The following is a 14,653-nucleotide window of genomic DNA, read 5'->3' as shown; positions in this document are numbered from 1 at the left end:
CACACCATGCGCGAACTGCTCTTCCTCGCCCACCGCCTGCCGTATCCGCCCAACAAGGGCGACAAGATACGCTCGTGGCATATCTTGCGCTACCTGAGCCGGCATTTCCGCGTGCACCTGGGCTGCTTCATCGACGATGACGACGACTGGCGGCACACGAAAAGCGTGGCCGACCTGTGCGCCAGCACGCGCTTCATCGACTTGCCGCGCGGCGCGGCCCGCTGGCGCGCCATGCAGGCGCTGCTGTCGCGGCAAGCCATGAGCGTGCAGTACTACCGCGATGCGCGCCTGCTGCAATGGGTCGACGGCCTGCTGGCGGACGGCAAGGTACGCCACGCGCTGGCCTTTTCCGGCCCCATGGCGCAATACATCGACGGCAGCGCGGGCCGTTCCCTGCACCGCGTGATCGACTTCGTCGATGTCGATTCCGACAAATGGCGCCAGTACGGCGACAGCAAGCCCTGGCCCATGTCGCTGCTGTACCGGCGCGAAGCGCAGCTGCTGCTGCAGTACGAGCGCCATATCGCCCAACAGTTTACGGCCGCCAGCTTCGTCTCGTCCGCCGAAGCGACCCTGTTCCGCCAGTGCGCGCCGATGGCGCGGCGCAAGACGGGCTACTTCAACAACGGCGTCGACACGGCGTATTTCACGCCCATGGCGGCCCAGCCCGCCATCTACCCGCACGGCGTGCAGGCGCTGGTGTTTACTGGCGCCATGGATTACTGGCCGAACATCGACGCCGTGCAATGGTTCGTGCGCCACGTCTGGCCCGCCCTGCGGCGCCAGTTTCCCCGGCTGCGCTTCTATATCGTCGGCAGCGCGCCCGTGCCGGCCGTGACGGCGCTGGCCAGGGTGGCCGGCGTGGTGGTGACGGGCAAGGTGCCCGACATCCGCCCCTACCTGGCCGGCGCGGCACTGGCCGTGGCGCCCCTGCGCATCGCCCGCGGCGTGCAAAACAAGGTGCTCGAAGCGATGGCGATGGGCAAGATCGTGCTGGCCACGCCACAGGCGCTGGAAGGCATCGCCGCCCAGCCGGGCCTGGAACTGCTGCTGGCGCGCGACGACGCCGAATTCATCCACCATGCCGCGCGCGTGCTGCGCCATGCCCAGGACGACGCGGCCGAACGGAGCTGCGCGGCCATGGGCGCGGCGGCGCGCCAGCTGGTGTTGCAGGATTACGACTGGGACCGCAATCTGCGCGGCCTGGGCGCCATGCTGGGTTTGCCAACCGATGCGGTGGCCGGCGGCGCCGCCGCGCCGCCACAGCCCGCGCGGGAGCCATCGACATGAGCGTGCAACTCGACCAGCTGGCCCGCCTGCCGGATGCAGGCGTCCTGCCGCGCGGGCGCGGGCATGGCCCGCGGCGATCGCTGATGCTCCTGCTGCTGGCCCTGGCCGCCGTCGTGCTGCTGTACCACGCCACCTTCTGGTCGATGCTGGAGCTGTGGTCGCGCTCGCAAACCTTCGCGCATGGTTTCTTGATCGTGCCCATCAGCTGCTGGCTGGCCTGGCGCCAGCGCGCCCGCCTGGCCGCGCTGGCGCCCCGGCCGTCGTGGCCGGGCTTGCTGCTGCTGGGCGCGCTGGGCCTGGCCTGGCTGCTGGCCGACGCCGCCAACGTGTCCGTGGTGGAACAATATGCGGCCACGGCCATGCTGCCCGCCTGCGTGCTGGCCATCCTCGGCCCGCCGGCCGTACGCCTGCTGGCTTTCCCGCTGGCCTACCTGTTTCTCGCCGTGCCGTTTGGCGAAGTCTTCCTCGAGCCCCTGATCGACTTCACGGCTACCTTCACCGTCACCGCGCTGCAATGGACGGGCGTGCCCGTGTTTCGCGATGGCAGCAATTTTTCACTGCCCACGGGAAACTGGTCGGTGGTGGAGGCCTGCAGCGGCTTGCGCTACCTGATCGCCGCACTGGCCCTGGGCGCCCTGTTCGCCCATGTCAACTTCCACAGCACGCGGCGGCGCCTGGCCGTCATGGCCGCCGCCCTGCTCGTGCCCATCCTCGCCAATGGCGTGCGCGCCTATATGATCGTGATGCTGGGCCACCTGAGCAACATGCGCCTGGCCGTGGGCGTCGACCACCTGATCTATGGCTGGCTGTTCTTCGGCCTGGTGGCGCTGTTGCTGTTCTGGCTGGCCGCGCGCTGGCGCGAACCGCCGCCGGCGCCGCTCTTGCCACCTGCCAGGCCGCCCGCCCTGGCCGCCCGGCCTGGCGCTGGCGCCGCCGCGGCCAGCCCGCGCGCCGTCACGCGCGCCAGCGTCGCCTGCCTGCTGCTGGCGGCGCTGTGGCCGGCATTGGCCCTGGCCAGCCACCGTGACGACGGCGCCAAGCCGCCCGCCATCGTGCTGGCCTTGCCCGATCCGCCCGCCTGGCGGCGCCTGCACGACGCGGCGCCGGGGGTGCCGATATGGCAGGCGCCGTATGCGGGCGCGCCCGCCCTGTTTGCCGCCACCTATGCGCGCCAGAACGGCGCCGGCGCGCCGGTGGGGCTGCAATTGCACTGGTATGCGCGCCAGGCGCGCGATGCCGAGCTGCTGACGCATCAGACGTCGCCCTACGGCCCGCGCTGGCTCCCCCTGGCGCAGCGCGTGCGGCAGGTCGACCTGGCCAGCGGCGCCCTGGGCGTGCGCGAAAGCGTGCTGGCCCACGGCGGCGAACGCCTGCTGGTGTGGCGCGTCTACCGCCAGGGCGGCATCGTCACGGCCAGGCCCGTGCTGGTGAAACTGCTGCTGGCGCAAGCCAAGCTGCTGGGCAGGCGCCAGGACGGCGCCGACCTCCTCGTCTTTGCCGCCTATGACGAGCTGGCGCCGCCGCCATACGCGCAGCTGCAGGCGTTCCTGCAGGCGGCGCTGCCCGTCATCGAACAACGCTTGCGGGAGCTGCCGCATGGCCCCTGACACCGACGCGGGCCACACGCCGCAGGCCGGCAGCGCCCCCCTGATCGTGCACGTGATCCACCAGCTCGACGTGGGCGGACTGGAAAACGGCCTGGTCAACCTGATCAACCATTTGCCGCCGGAACGCTACCGGCACACCATCGTCTGCCTGAAAAATGCCACCGCGTTTCGCCAGCGCCTGACCACCCCTGGCGTCGACATCATCAGCCTGGGCAAGCGCGAAGGCAAGGACTGGCGCCACTACCTGCACCTGTACCGCGTACTGAAACAGCTGCGCCCGGCACTGGTGCACACGCGCAACCTGGGCTGCCTCGAAGCACAACTGCTGGCCTGCCTGGCCGGCGTGCGCTTGCGCGTGCATGGCGAACACGGACGCGACATCAGCGACTTGCACGGCACCCGCCGCAAATACCGGCTGCTGCGCAAATGCATGCTGCCGCTGGTGCAGCACTTCATCGCCGTCAGCGCCGACCTGGGACTGTGGCTGGTCGATGCCATCGGCGCGGCGCCCGCGCAGGTGTCGCACATCGGCAATGGCGTCGACAGCGTGCAATTCCATCCGCGCCTGGGGCCGCCGGCCGCCGTGGGTCCGCCCGGATTCCTGTGCAATGGCGCCTTCGTCATCGGCAGCGTGGGCCACATGACGGCCGTCAAGGACCATGTCTCGCTGGTGCAGGCGTTCCTGCTGTTGCAGGCGCAGCCGGGCGCCCGCGCGCGCCTGCGCCTGCTCATCGTGGGCGACGGGCCGTGCCGCCAGGCCTGCCTGGATCTGCTGCGGCAGGCCGGCGTGGCCCATCTAGCCTGGCTGCCCGGCGCGCGCGACGACGTGGCGCAACTGCTGCGCGCGATGGACCTGTTCGTGCTGCCGTCGCTGGCCGAAGGCAGCTCGAACACCATCCTCGAAGCGATGGCGACGGGGCTGCCCATCGTCGCCACGCAGGTGGGCGGCAACGCGGAACTGGTGCAGTCGGGCTGGAGCGGCACCCTGGTGCCGCCCGGTTCGCCCGAGATGCTGGCCGACGCCATGCTCGACTACTACAGCATGCCCGAGCTGGGCCCCCGTCACGGCGCGCGCGGGCGGCGCCAGGTGCTGGCCGAACACAGCCTGCCGGCCATGGCCGGCGCCTACCTGGCCGTGTACGACCGCCTGACGGGCGCGCGCCAGCCTTCTCCCCTGTCCACCACTCCCTGAAAGGCCTCCCATGTGCGGCATCAGCGGCATCTTTGATTTGCAGGGCCAGCGCGACATCGACGTGCTGCTGCTGGCGCGCATGAACCACAGCCTGCGCCACCGTGGGCCGGACGAAGGAGGTCTGCACCGCGAGCCGGGACTGGGCCTGGCGCACCGGCGCCTGTCCGTGATCGACCTGGCCAGCGGCCAGCAGCCGCTGTTCAACGCCGACCGCAGCATCGCCATCGTCTTCAATGGCGAAATCTACAACTATCGCAGCCTGATGGCGGAACTGCGCCAGTTCGGCCACGCCTTCCGCACCAGCAGCGACACGGAAGTCATCGTCCACGCCTGGGAACAATGGGGAGAGCAATGCGTGCAGCGCCTGCGCGGCATGTTCGCCTTCGCCCTGTGGGACCGCCGGCGCCATCTGCTGTTCCTGGCGCGCGACCGCCTGGGCGTCAAACCGCTGTACTACGGCGAGGCGGACGACGGCACCCTGCTGTTCGGCTCCGAACTGAAGGCCCTGCTGGCCCACCCTGCCATGCCGCGCGCGCTCGACCCGCTGGCGGTGGAAGAGTATTTCGCCTACGGCTACGTGCCCGAGCCGCGCAGCATCTTCCAGCACGCGCGCAAGCTGCCGCCCGGGCATACGCTGTCGATCCGCGCCGGCCAGCCGCTGCCCGCGCCGCAAGCGTACTGGGACATCCCGTTCACGCCGAACCCGCCCGCCAGCGAGGCGCAGGCGGCCGACGAACTGCTGGCGCGCCTGCGCGAAGCCGTGCGCATCCGCATGGTGGCCGAAGTGCCGCTGGGGGCGTTCTTGTCGGGCGGCGTCGATTCCAGCGCCGTCGTGGCGCTGATGGCCGGTGCCAGCAGCACGCCCGTCAACACCTGCTCCATCTCGTTCGGCGACCCGGCCTACAACGAGGCGCGCTACGCCGACCTGGTGGCGCGCCGCTACGCCACGGCGCACCATGCGCGCCAGGTCGCGCAGGACGACTTCGAGCTGATCGACCTGCTGGCCAGGCTGTACGACGAACCGTTCGCCGACAGTTCCGCCATGCCCACCTACCGCGTCTGCCAGCTGGCGCGCCAGCGGGTCACGGTGGCCCTGTCGGGCGACGGCGGCGATGAAAGCCTGGCCGGCTACCGGCGCTACCGCCTGCACACGCGCGAGGAAAGAGTGCGCAAGGCGATGGACCCGCTGCTGCCGGCCGGCTTGCGCCAGTCGCTGTTCGGCACCCTCGGGCGGCTGTACCCGAAGGCCGACTGGGCGCCCCGCTTCCTGCGCGCCAAGACCACCTTCGAAGGCCTGGCGCGCGACACGACGGACGCGTATTTTCACGGCGTCTGCCTGCTGGGCGACGCCATGCGCGCGCGCCTGTTCAGCCCTGAACTGCGCCGCAGCCTGTACGGCTACCGGGCCGTGGAAGTGCTGCGCCGCCACGCGCTGGCCAGTCCCGCGCAAGATCCCCTGTCGCAAGTGCAGTACCTGGACCTGAAAACCTACCTGCCCGGCGACATCCTCACCAAGGTGGACCGGGCCAGCATGGCGCATGCGCTGGAAGTGCGCTCGCCCCTGCTCGACCATGAACTGGTGGCGTGGATGTCGGGCCTGCCGCCGCAGTTCAAGCTGCGGCGCGGTGTAGGCAAGTACCTGCTGAAAAAAGCCCTGCGCCCGCTGCTGCCCGACACCCTGCTGTACCGCCAGAAGATGGGGTTTTCCATTCCGCTGGCCGACTGGCTGCGCGGCCCCTTGCGCCAGCGCCTGCAACAGCGGCTGCTGGGCCCCACCCTGGCGCAGTGCGGCCTGTTCGACATGGATTACGTGCGCCAGCTGCTCGATCAACATGCGAGCGGCCGGCGCGACTACAGCGCGCCCCTGTGGGCGCTGCTGATGTTCGAGTCCTTCCTGCGCCAGGTGCTGCCAGTCGACGGCCGCAAGACGCAGGCGCCCGCGCCGGCCATGGCGCTGGAGTGAATCCATGCGCATCCTGCACATCCTCGACCACTCGCTGCCGCTGCACAGCGGCTACACCTTCCGCACCCTGGCCATCCTGCGGCAGCAGCGCGCGCTGGGCTGGCATACGACACAGCTCACGAGTGCCAAGCAGGGTCCGTCCGATGGTGCGCAGCAACTGGTCGACGGCTGGCATTTCTACCGCACGGCGCCCGATGCGCGCTGGTGGGCGCGCCTGCCCGTGCTGCGGCAAGTGGCCGTCATCGTCGGCCTGGCCGTGCGCCTGCGGCGGCTGGCGCAGCGTCTCAAGCCCGACATCCTGCATGCGCATTCGCCCGCCCTGAACGCCATCGCCGCCCTCAACGCGGGGCGCGCGCTGGGCATTCCCGTCGTGTATGAAGTGCGCGCCTTCTGGGAAGACGCGGCCGCCGACCATGGCAGCAGCCGTCCCGGCGGCCTGCGCTACCGCCTCACGCGCGCGCTGGAAAGCTATGCGCTGCACCGCGCCGACGCCGTCACCACCATCTGCGACGGCTTGCGGCGCGAGCTGTGCGCGCGCGGCGTGCCCGCGCATAAGATCACGGTCATCCCGAACGCCGTCGATGCCGGCGCTTTCCATGCAGCTCATGATCCGGCATTGGCCCGCACGCTGGGCCTCGATGGTGGTCTGGTGATCGGCTTCATCGGCTCCTTCTATGCCTACGAAGGATTGGCCCTGCTCCTGCGCGCCATGCCGCGCCTGCTGGCCGCGCAGCCGGCACTGCGGCTGCTGCTGGCCGGCGGCGGGCCGCAGGAAGCGGCCCTGCGCGCGCTGGCGGCGCGCCTGGGCATAACCCACGCGGTGGTGTTCGCGGGCAGGGTGCCGCATGCGCAGGTGGGCGCGTATTATCAGCTGGTCGACATCTGCGTGTACCCGCGCCTGCCGATGCGCCTGACGGAGCTGGTGACGCCCCTGAAACCGTTGGAGGCGATGGCGCAGGGCCGCCTCGTGGTGGCGTCCGACGTGGGCGGCCACCGCGAACTGATCGACCATGGCAAGACGGGCATGCTGTTTCGCGCCGGCGACGCCGAGGCGCTGGCGCAAGCCATCCTTGCCCTGCTGCTGGCGCCCGCCAACTGGCCGGCGCTGCGGCGCCAGGCGCGCGCCTTCGTCGAGACGGAGCGCAGCTGGAGCGCCAGCGTGGGCCGCTATGCGCCCGTCTATGCGCGCGTGGCGGCAGGAGCGACGCCATGATCTTCATGGGCTTGCGCATCGCACTGGTCGGCCCGCTGCCGCCGCCGGCCGGCGGCATGGCCAATCAGACGGCGCAACTGGCGCGCAAGCTGCGCGAGGACGGCGCGCAAGTGCAGCTGCTGGCCGTCAACGGCCCCGCGCTGCCGCCCTGGCTGGCGCGCATCCGCTACCTGCGCGCCGCGCTGCGCCTGCCCGTGCACCTGTGGCGCCTGTGGCGCGCCGCCAATACGGTCGACCTGTTCCACATCATGGCCAATTCCGGCTGGTCCTGGCATCTGCAGGCCGCGCCCGCGCTGTGGATCGCCAGCCTGAAAGGCAAGCCGGCCCTGCTCAACTACCGGGGCGGCGAAGCGGCCGTCTTTTTCGCCCGTTCGCCGCGCCTGCTGGCCTTCAGCCTGCGCCGCGCCAGCGCCATCGTCGTGCCGTCGGCCTACCTGGCCGGCGTCTTCGAGCAATATGGCCATACGGCCCACATCGTGCCGAACGTGGTGGACCTGCAGCGCTTTAGCCCTGCCGCATCAGCGTCCGCCGATGGCCCGCGTATCCTCGTGGCGCGCCACCTGGAAAGCCTGTACGACAACGCCAGCGCCGTGCGCGCCTTCGCCCTCGTGCGTCAACGCTATCCCGCGGCGCGCCTGGTGCTGGCCGGCGGCGGGCCGCAGCGCGCGGCGCTGGCGCGCCTGGCCGGGTCCCTCGGCGTTCTGGACGCCGTGCGCTTCGCCGGCCCCGTCGACAATGCCGCCATGCCGGCCCTGTTCCAGGCCAGCGACATCGTCCTCAATCCCAGCCTGGCCGACAACATGCCCATTTCCGTGCTCGAGGCGCTGGCCTGCGGCGTGCCCGTCGTCAGCACCAACGTGGGCGGCATCCCCGCCCTGCTGCAAGATGGCGTGACGGCGCTGCTGGTGCCGCCCGGCGATCCGGCCGCCATGGCGCACGCCATCGTGGCGCTGCTGCGCGACCCGCCCCGCGCGCAAGCGCTGGTCAACGCGGGCCTGGCGCACGCCGCCACCTTCGGCTGGCCCGGCATCGCGCCCAGGCTGGCCGCGCATTACAGGCGCATCCGCGCCGCGCCGCGCCCCGGCTTCTACACGCGCTGCGTGTCACGCTGGCTGTTTCCCCTGCATGAATGGCTCAAGGGCCACCACAGCACGCGCCTGCTGCGCCGGCTGGAACGCTCGCAGTGGTGGAGCGCGCGGCAGCTGGAACAGTGGCAGCTGGCGCGCCTGCGCCACCTGCTGCGCCACGCGGGCCAGCACGTGCCCTATTACCGCGCGCTGTACGCCCGCTGCGGCTTCGACCCGGAACAGGTGCACCAACTGGCCGACCTGTCCCGCCTGCCGCTGCTGCGCAAAAGCGATATCGCCGCCGCGCGCGACAGTTTCAAGTCGTCGCGCGCCGTAGGTTTGCGGCCGTTCGCCACGGGCGGCTCCAGCGGCGAGCCGCTGCAATTCTTCCTCGGGCGGCGCCGCGTCAGCCACGACATCGCCGCCAAGTGGCGCGCCACGCGCTGGTGGGGCGTCGACATCGGCGACCGCGAAGCCGTGCTGTGGGGTTCGCCCATCGAGCTGCAGGCGCAGGACCGCCTGCGCCGCCTGCGCGACGCGCTGCTGCGCACCATGCTGCTGCCCGCGTTCGCCATGTCGCCTGCCCGCCTCGACGCTTACGTGCGGCAGCTGCGCCGCTGGCGTCCGCGCATGCTGTTCGGCTACCCGTCCGCCCTGTGCCGCATCGCCAGCCACGCCAGCGCGCGCGACCTGCCGCTCGACGGCCTGGGCGTGAAAGTGGCGTTCGTCACGGCCGAACGCCTGTACGACGAGCAGCGCGCGCAGATCGCCGCCGCCTTCGGCTGCCCCGTCGCCAACGGCTACGGCGGGCGCGACGCCGGCTTCATCGCCCACGAATGCCCGGACGGCGGCATGCACGTCACGGCCGAAGACGTCATCGTGGAAATCCTCGATGCCCAGGGCCAGCCGCTGCCGCCAGGGGCCACGGGCCAGATCGTCGTCACCCACCTGGCCACGCAGGACTACCCCTTCATCCGCTACGCCACGGGCGACGTGGGCGCACTGGGCACCGAGCCGTGCGCCTGCGGCCGCGGCCTGCCCCTGCTGCAGAAAATCGAAGGGCGCAGCACGGATTTCCTCACCGCCGCGGACGGCACCGTCATGCACGGCCTGGCCCTCGTCTACATCGTGCGCGAACTGCCGCAGGTGCGCAGTTTCAAGATCATCCAGGAAAGCCTGCTGCGCACGCGCGTGCTGCTGGTCTGCCTGCCGCGCCTCGATGACGCCACGCGCAACACCATCGTGGCCGGCTTCCAGGCCCGGCTGGGCGCGCAGGTGGACGTCATCATCGAGGAAGTCGACGAGATCACGGCGGAAGCGTCGGGCAAGTACCGGTACGTGGTGAGCGAGGTGGCTTGACGCCGATATGCGATGACAGATAGTTGTGCCGGGCGTGCCTGCCGTTTCCCATGCCAACCTCCAGGAACTGGAAAGGTATGCGCGCCTTGAAAAGAAAGGTGAACTGATCGATTCACGGACGCTGGCCGGGCAGATGGGCGTGACACGGCAGGCGATCAGCAAGGCGGTGATGGAGCAGCGGATGTTTTCCCTCGATAGCGTCGCCGGCAAGAAACGTTACCCTGCCTTCTACGCCGATCCTGCGCTGAACCGCCGGCAGCTCGGCAAAGTCAGCAAGGAATTGGGACATTTGGCCGGTTCCAGCAAGTGGCAATTCTTCACCCATCCGCGCATGTCGCTCAATGGCGGCAGTCCGATCGAGGCCTTACGGAAAGGAAGATACGCCGACGTCGTCGCCGCAGCGACAGCGTTCCGAGAGGCATGATATGGCGGCGACCAGGCTGAAGCCGCCGCCAACAGTGCTGGCAACGAGCGCCACGCTTCCCGTCGCCGGGCTGCCGGTGTCCGGCCTGTAGCGCATCTCGGGTCATGCGACCGGCGAACCCTATTTCGGTTGCAGCGGAGGAAATCGCTCTGATGCGCCAAGTTGCAAGACAGGCAATTCTGAATACGGCACTAGCTGTCTGGAGCCGAGCTTCAAGGCCATGCGCCTGTTTAATGTCACGCCTGCGTGATATGGCCAACTGTCAGAAAAAAAACAAAGGCCCTGTCTGCTGTCGGAAGTTGTGGGCGCTGCGTTGGCGATCCATTTATTTGCAGGAAAAGGCGTGAAACTAGAAATATGATTGCGTCCTGTTGCATGGATAGCCCATCCCTGATGCAGGCTCAGGCTTGTGTAGCCTTCCGGTTTTCCTCACGTTTTAATCCGATTGACACTCCCACGCAGCTACTACCCACCACAATTAAAAAGAGCGCATCGGCATCCGATGTGCTGGTCTTTTTCGCATCATCAAGTAGTGCGTCACCGAGTACTTTCCATGATTCTGATTTTTCCGGGGAGGTAATTGCATCAAGCATCACCAGGACTTTCTTTAATGTTTGTGGTTCAGGTTGCGAAATCAGAACCAATATCTGCGTGATTAACCTCTTCAGTTCAGCGACATTCTCCATATTTCCTCCTGTTTTTTAGCCCGCTGGTAAAACCAAGAATCAGATAGCACATCTTCGGATGTGTGTTCCTCCGCGCACAATAACTCCACACCTACTCTCAATTAAAATTAATCATGTCTAATTTTAATTAAATTTATTTATCGGAAGGTACCTTGGCAGGCCAATCGACAAGCGCGAATATCCAGAGAGCAAAAAATCCGACGACAGGAACAAATGACAGCAAACTCCACCAGCCAGAAAAACCGGCCTTGGAAACTATTCTCCATATAGGAAAAACAGTAGCGAATATAACAAACAGAATGATCAACCAATGCCAAATACTGAGACTACCCACCTTGCCTCCCATACAATTAGAAAAATAACGATGCTTGCGCGCCATAACATTTAATAAACTATACAGATATTTTGAATATGAAAACTCTCGAATAATTGCAAACGATCTGCTGTACGGATTGGATCGCCTGCAACACGACATTCAGGTGGCCAGTTCCAGCAGCTGCGCCAGCCGCTCTTGCATCCCCGCCGCCACAAACCACGCGCCTTGCCAGCGCTGCGTGCTCTGCGCCTGGATGGATTCAGGCGCGCACCACGGCGCATACACGCGCAGCGCGCGCTTGCCGCCTTGGCCGGCGCGCGACATCACGCCGCGCTCGATCAGCACGCTGCGCGGGAAGATGAACAAGCCGTGCCGCGCGCCGTCACTAACTGCGATGATGACGGCGTCGACGGGGTCCGCTTCATCCAGCGGGGCGATGTCGGCGTCGGGATGGGGGCGCTTCCAGACGGTGACGAACTGGCCGATCTTCGTCGGCGTGGTTTTCGCCACGCGCAAGACCAGGCGCTTGCCGTGCAAGTCGGCGCGGCAGGCGCCGTAGTCCGCGCTTTCCGCTTCCGGCACGGGGGCTTGCGGCAAGCCCAGGAAAGCCCAGGGGCTGGCCTTCATTGCGCGCTGAACACGGCTGCGGCCTTGGCCGCCCGCAGCGCCTCGGCGTGGACGGCAAACGGGATGTCGTAGCCGCCCGGCGCGGAATGACTGGCAACGGGATCGCTGGCGGCCGGAGGGACGATGCGGGTGCCGCCGTGAATAATATGCTCGGGTGTCATGGCAAAATAGCTAATGCAAAATAAATAATGGCGATAGTGTAGCCGCGCCGGCCTATCCTGGCCAGTGCGCTACACTGAGATCTCAGACGGAGGACGACATGGCGTCACAGCAAGGCACGGTGGATTTTTTGCTCGACCAACTGGCGGGCGCGGGCGGCGTCAGCGCGAAAAAAATGTTTGGCGAATACGGTCTGTATTGCGACGGCAAGATGTTCGCCATCGTCGCCGACGACCAGCTGTTCATCAAGCCGACGGACGCGGGCCGCGCCTGGATCAGTACCATGGGGACGCCGCAGGAAGCGCCGCCCTACCCGCAAGCCAAGCCCTACTTTTTGATCGATGGCGGGCTGTGGGACGAGCGCGACTGGCTCAGCCAGCTGGCGCGGCGCACGGCGGACGCCTTGCCGCAGCCAAAACCCAAGCCGCCGCCCAAGCCCAAAAAACCGGCATCAGCTGGCTAGTACGCTGTTCTCGCAAGCCTTGCCTTCACGGAAGCAGGCCAGGTTGTGATACGTGATGGCGGCGATCTCGCGCAGCGCTTCGATGGTGAAGAAGCCCTGGTGGCCCGTCACCAGCACGTTCGGGAAGGTCATCAATCGTTGAAAAATGTCGTCGTCGATGATGTCGGATGAGCGGTCCTGGAAGAACAGATTGCTTTCCTGCTCGTACACGTCGATGGCGAGCGAACCGAGCTGGCGCGACTTGAGCGCCTCGATGACGGCGCCCGTGTCGATCAGGCCGCCGCGCGAGGTGTTCACCAGCATGGCGCCCTTCTTCATCAGCGGTAATGTATCTTCGCTGATCATGTGGCGCGTGCTGTCCATCAGCGGGCAATGCAGGGAAACGATGTCGGACTCGGCCAGCAGCCGCGGCAGCTCCACCATCGTGCCCAGCTCGGCGAACGCGGGCGCCGGATACGGGTCGTGGCCCAGCACCGTGCAGCCGAAGCCCTTGAAGATGCGCGCCGTGGCCAGGCCGATCTTGCCCGTGCCGACGATGCCCACGGTCTTGCCATGCAGCGTCGCGCCCAGCAAGCCGTCCAGCGAGAAATTGCCTTCGCGCACGCGGGCGTAGGCGCGGTGCGTGTGGCGGTTCAGGGTTTGCACGAGGGCCAGGGTGTATTCGGCCACGGCTTCCGGCGAATACGCGGGCACGCGGGCGACAAAAAAGCCCAGGCGTTTCGCCGCTTCCAGGTCGAGGTTGTTGTAGCCGGCGCAGCGCAGCAGGATGGCGCGCACGCCATAGCCGTGCAGCGCTTCCAGCACGGGCGCGTCGAGCACGTCGTTGACGAAGACGCAGACGGCCTGCGCGCCTTGCGCCAGCACCGCGGTTTCCTGGCTCAGCAAGGCGCTGTGATACACCAGTTCGATGCCAGCGGCGTCGGGCTGGGACGGCAAGGCTTCATCGAAGAAACGGCGGTCGTAGGGCTGGCTGGCGAAGAAGGCGATTTTCATGGGGCGTCCTGAAACTTGCTGGATGGCAAAACAGCATCATAGCGCAAGCGCCCCGCCCCGCGGCGTACGCCTGGCGCTTGCCGCTCGCTATTTGGGTTCGCGGGGCAAGGTCAGCACGTGGCGCAGATAGGCTGTTTCCTCGGCGTGCTGCGCGTGGTAGCGCTCGCGCGCGGCGCGCATGGCCGCCTGATGGCCGTCAACCGTGGCTTCCGTCAGCTCGACGCCGAAATCGGCCGGTGGCGGCATGTCGCCGCCGAACAGGCGCGCCAGGATGAGTCGGCCCACGTTGTCGCGGTAGTGCGACGCTTCCCAGTAATAACGCATGGCGCGCGCGCCCGTCACTTGCGGGATCGGCTCGCTGGTGATGCTGTTGAAGCCGGAAAAATCAAGCAGGCGCACGTCGCAGCCCTGCCGGCGGTAGCGCCCGGCCAGCTGCGCCAGGTCGCGCTGCCATGTTTCCATGGCGTCCCATTTGCCGCGCCAGTACAGGGCGTCGAGCGTGAGCGCGTGCGTGGGATTGATGTACAGGCGCAAGCGCGTGCCGCCCCGGCACAGCTTGCCGACACTGGCGTCGAAGGCGCGCAGCGCGGGCGCCGTCGGCCCCAGGCCATCGCCGAATTCCTGCAGGCGCGGCGTGAAGGCGCGCGCCGTGCCCGTCCAGGTACGGTGGCGGCTGGTAAGGCAGGACGCGTCGCGCTGGCCGTGCAGCGCCAGGCTGGACAAGCACACGCCGTCATAGCTGCCGCTGAGGATGCGCCACGTATCGCGCGTCATGTCCACCGTCAGGCCGCGCTTGATGTTGAGCAATGCGCGCCGCGCGAAAAACGCGGGTCCGGCGGCCGTCAGGCCCGGCTCCACGCCGGCCGAGCCCAGTTCCAGCGAAAAAGAGGGGGCGTCGATGCCCCACACCATGGTGTCGACATGGCTGACCCTGGCCGCATGCTCGGCCAGCCGGATGGCCTCGCCGATGGAGGCGCCGGACACGGCGCTGTTGAAGACGCTCTTGCCGTCGAACAAGGCACGCACACCCGTCGGCAAGCCCATTTCCGTGCGCGAATTGCCGATGTACACGACGGCGGGCCGGTAGCGCGCCACGGCGTACGTCTTGCCCCACGCGCTGAGCTTTTCAGTCGTGGGACGCAGGCGCTGCAGCAGCGGGCTGTCCCACTGGTGCAGCAGATACGGGTCGACGCGGTAATTCACGGCGGACACGAGGGCCAGCGCGACCAGCACGCTGGCGAAGAAGATGGCGAGGTAGCGGCGGGCGGTGGTATCCATGGTCAGCACGGGAAGT

Annotated in this window: 13 protein-coding genes; 8 read left to right on the top strand and 5 right to left on the bottom strand. The window is 67.7% G+C overall.

Going from position 1 to position 14,653, the window contains the following annotated elements; genetic code table 11:
* Positions 1 to 6: 6 nt before the first annotated feature.
* Genes J0O65_RS22020 through J0O65_RS21990 form a run of 7 tightly spaced genes read left to right on the top strand, consistent with a single transcriptional unit; the run spans position 7 to position 10,115 of the window.
* Positions 7 to 1,290: a TIGR03087 family PEP-CTERM/XrtA system glycosyltransferase gene (locus tag J0O65_RS22020; RefSeq protein WP_215409321.1), complete on the top strand. Its 1,284-nt coding sequence runs from the start codon at positions 7 to 9 to the stop codon at positions 1,288 to 1,290.
* On the top strand, positions 1,287 to 2,897 hold the full coding sequence (gene xrtA, locus J0O65_RS22015) for an exosortase A (RefSeq protein ID WP_215409320.1): 1,611 nt from the start codon (positions 1,287 to 1,289) through the stop codon (positions 2,895 to 2,897). The genes J0O65_RS22020 and xrtA overlap by 4 nt, the downstream gene beginning before the upstream one ends.
* Positions 2,887 to 4,089 (top strand): TIGR03088 family PEP-CTERM/XrtA system glycosyltransferase, encoded by a 1,203-nt coding sequence (locus J0O65_RS22010; protein WP_215409319.1) that lies wholly within the window; start codon positions 2,887 to 2,889, stop codon positions 4,087 to 4,089. The genes xrtA and J0O65_RS22010 overlap by 11 nt, the downstream gene beginning before the upstream one ends.
* Before the next feature lie 10 nt (positions 4,090 to 4,099).
* Positions 4,100 to 6,052 carry an XrtA/PEP-CTERM system amidotransferase gene (locus tag J0O65_RS22005; RefSeq protein WP_215409318.1) on the top strand — a complete coding sequence of 651 codons (1,953 nt, stop codon included), beginning with the start codon at positions 4,100 to 4,102 and terminating at the stop codon, positions 6,050 to 6,052.
* Between the two features lie 4 nt (positions 6,053 to 6,056).
* A complete protein-coding gene (locus tag J0O65_RS22000) occupies positions 6,057 to 7,265 on the top strand; it encodes a TIGR04063 family PEP-CTERM/XrtA system glycosyltransferase (protein WP_215409317.1) in 1,209 nt (402 codons plus the stop codon).
* On the top strand, positions 7,262 to 9,691 hold the full coding sequence (locus J0O65_RS21995; protein WP_215409316.1) for a glycosyltransferase: 2,430 nt from the start codon (positions 7,262 to 7,264) through the stop codon (positions 9,689 to 9,691). Before J0O65_RS22000 ends, J0O65_RS21995 begins: the two co-directional genes overlap by 4 nt.
* 34 nt (positions 9,692 to 9,725) lie before the next feature.
* A complete protein-coding gene (locus tag J0O65_RS21990; RefSeq protein WP_215409315.1) occupies positions 9,726 to 10,115 on the top strand; it encodes a hypothetical protein in 390 nt (129 codons plus the stop codon).
* 401 nt (positions 10,116 to 10,516) lie between these two features.
* On the opposite strand, the gene J0O65_RS21985 is transcribed toward J0O65_RS21990, so the two are convergent.
* From J0O65_RS21985 to J0O65_RS21975, 3 genes are all read right to left on the bottom strand, one after another.
* Positions 10,517 to 10,801: a hypothetical protein gene (locus tag J0O65_RS21985; protein ID WP_215409314.1), complete on the bottom strand. Its 285-nt coding sequence runs from the start codon at positions 10,799 to 10,801 to the stop codon at positions 10,517 to 10,519.
* 475 nt (positions 10,802 to 11,276) lie between these two features.
* Positions 11,277 to 11,744, bottom strand: coding sequence for a MepB family protein (locus J0O65_RS21980; protein ID WP_215409313.1), 468 nt, complete (start codon positions 11,742 to 11,744; stop codon positions 11,277 to 11,279).
* Positions 11,741 to 11,905, bottom strand: a complete 165-nt coding sequence (locus J0O65_RS21975; RefSeq protein WP_215409312.1) for a hypothetical protein — start codon at positions 11,903 to 11,905, stop codon at positions 11,741 to 11,743. Before J0O65_RS21975 ends, J0O65_RS21980 begins: the two co-directional genes overlap by 4 nt.
* Before the next feature lie 98 nt (positions 11,906 to 12,003).
* Here J0O65_RS21975 and J0O65_RS21970 point away from each other — a divergent pair, with 98 nt between their 5' ends.
* A complete protein-coding gene (locus tag J0O65_RS21970; RefSeq protein ID WP_215409311.1) occupies positions 12,004 to 12,366 on the top strand; it encodes a TfoX/Sxy family protein in 363 nt (120 codons plus the stop codon).
* On the opposite strand, the gene J0O65_RS21965 is transcribed toward J0O65_RS21970, so the two are convergent.
* Together J0O65_RS21965 and J0O65_RS21960 are read right to left on the bottom strand one after the other, a co-directional pair.
* Positions 12,355 to 13,359, bottom strand: coding sequence for a 2-hydroxyacid dehydrogenase (locus tag J0O65_RS21965; protein ID WP_215409310.1), 1,005 nt, complete (start codon positions 13,357 to 13,359; stop codon positions 12,355 to 12,357). The genes J0O65_RS21970 and J0O65_RS21965 overlap by 12 nt on opposite strands.
* Before the next feature lie 87 nt (positions 13,360 to 13,446).
* The gene (locus J0O65_RS21960) at positions 13,447 to 14,637 is read right to left on the bottom strand and encodes a hypothetical protein (RefSeq protein WP_215409309.1); all 1,191 of its coding nucleotides are present in this window, start codon (positions 14,635 to 14,637) and stop codon (positions 13,447 to 13,449) included.
* Between the last annotated feature and the right edge of the window lie 16 nt (positions 14,638 to 14,653).

The organism is Janthinobacterium sp. JC611, assembly GCF_018682595.1.
In the GTDB taxonomy this organism is placed as follows: Bacteria; Pseudomonadota; Gammaproteobacteria; order Burkholderiales; family Burkholderiaceae_D; genus Janthinobacterium.
Note: the sequence above shows the minus strand (reverse complement) of the source record. Positions and strands in the feature narration are given on the sequence as shown.

Excerpts from the sequence above, each read along its gene's own strand:
- J0O65_RS22020 (WP_215409321.1), top strand. The coding sequence starts at position 7 with ATGCGCGAACTGCTCTTCCTCGCCCACCGCCTGCCGTATCCGCCCAAC.
- xrtA (WP_215409320.1), top strand. The coding sequence starts at position 1,287 with ATGAGCGTGCAACTCGACCAGCTGGCCCGCCTGCCGGATGCAGGCGTC.
- J0O65_RS22010 (WP_215409319.1), top strand. The coding sequence starts at position 2,887 with ATGGCCCCTGACACCGACGCGGGCCACACGCCGCAGGCCGGCAGCGCC.
- J0O65_RS22005 (WP_215409318.1), top strand. The coding sequence starts at position 4,100 with ATGTGCGGCATCAGCGGCATCTTTGATTTGCAGGGCCAGCGCGACATC.
- J0O65_RS22000 (WP_215409317.1), top strand. The coding sequence starts at position 6,057 with ATGCGCATCCTGCACATCCTCGACCACTCGCTGCCGCTGCACAGCGGC.
- J0O65_RS21995 (WP_215409316.1), top strand. The coding sequence starts at position 7,262 with ATGATCTTCATGGGCTTGCGCATCGCACTGGTCGGCCCGCTGCCGCCG.
- J0O65_RS21985 (WP_215409314.1), bottom strand. The coding sequence starts at position 10,801 with ATGGAGAATGTCGCTGAACTGAAGAGGTTAATCACGCAGATATTGGTT.
- J0O65_RS21980 (WP_215409313.1), bottom strand. The coding sequence starts at position 11,744 with ATGAAGGCCAGCCCCTGGGCTTTCCTGGGCTTGCCGCAAGCCCCCGTG.
- J0O65_RS21975 (WP_215409312.1), bottom strand. The coding sequence starts at position 11,905 with ATGACACCCGAGCATATTATTCACGGCGGCACCCGCATCGTCCCTCCG.
- J0O65_RS21970 (WP_215409311.1), top strand. The coding sequence starts at position 12,004 with ATGGCGTCACAGCAAGGCACGGTGGATTTTTTGCTCGACCAACTGGCG.
- J0O65_RS21965 (WP_215409310.1), bottom strand. The coding sequence starts at position 13,359 with ATGAAAATCGCCTTCTTCGCCAGCCAGCCCTACGACCGCCGTTTCTTC.
- J0O65_RS21960 (WP_215409309.1), bottom strand. The coding sequence starts at position 14,637 with ATGGATACCACCGCCCGCCGCTACCTCGCCATCTTCTTCGCCAGCGTG.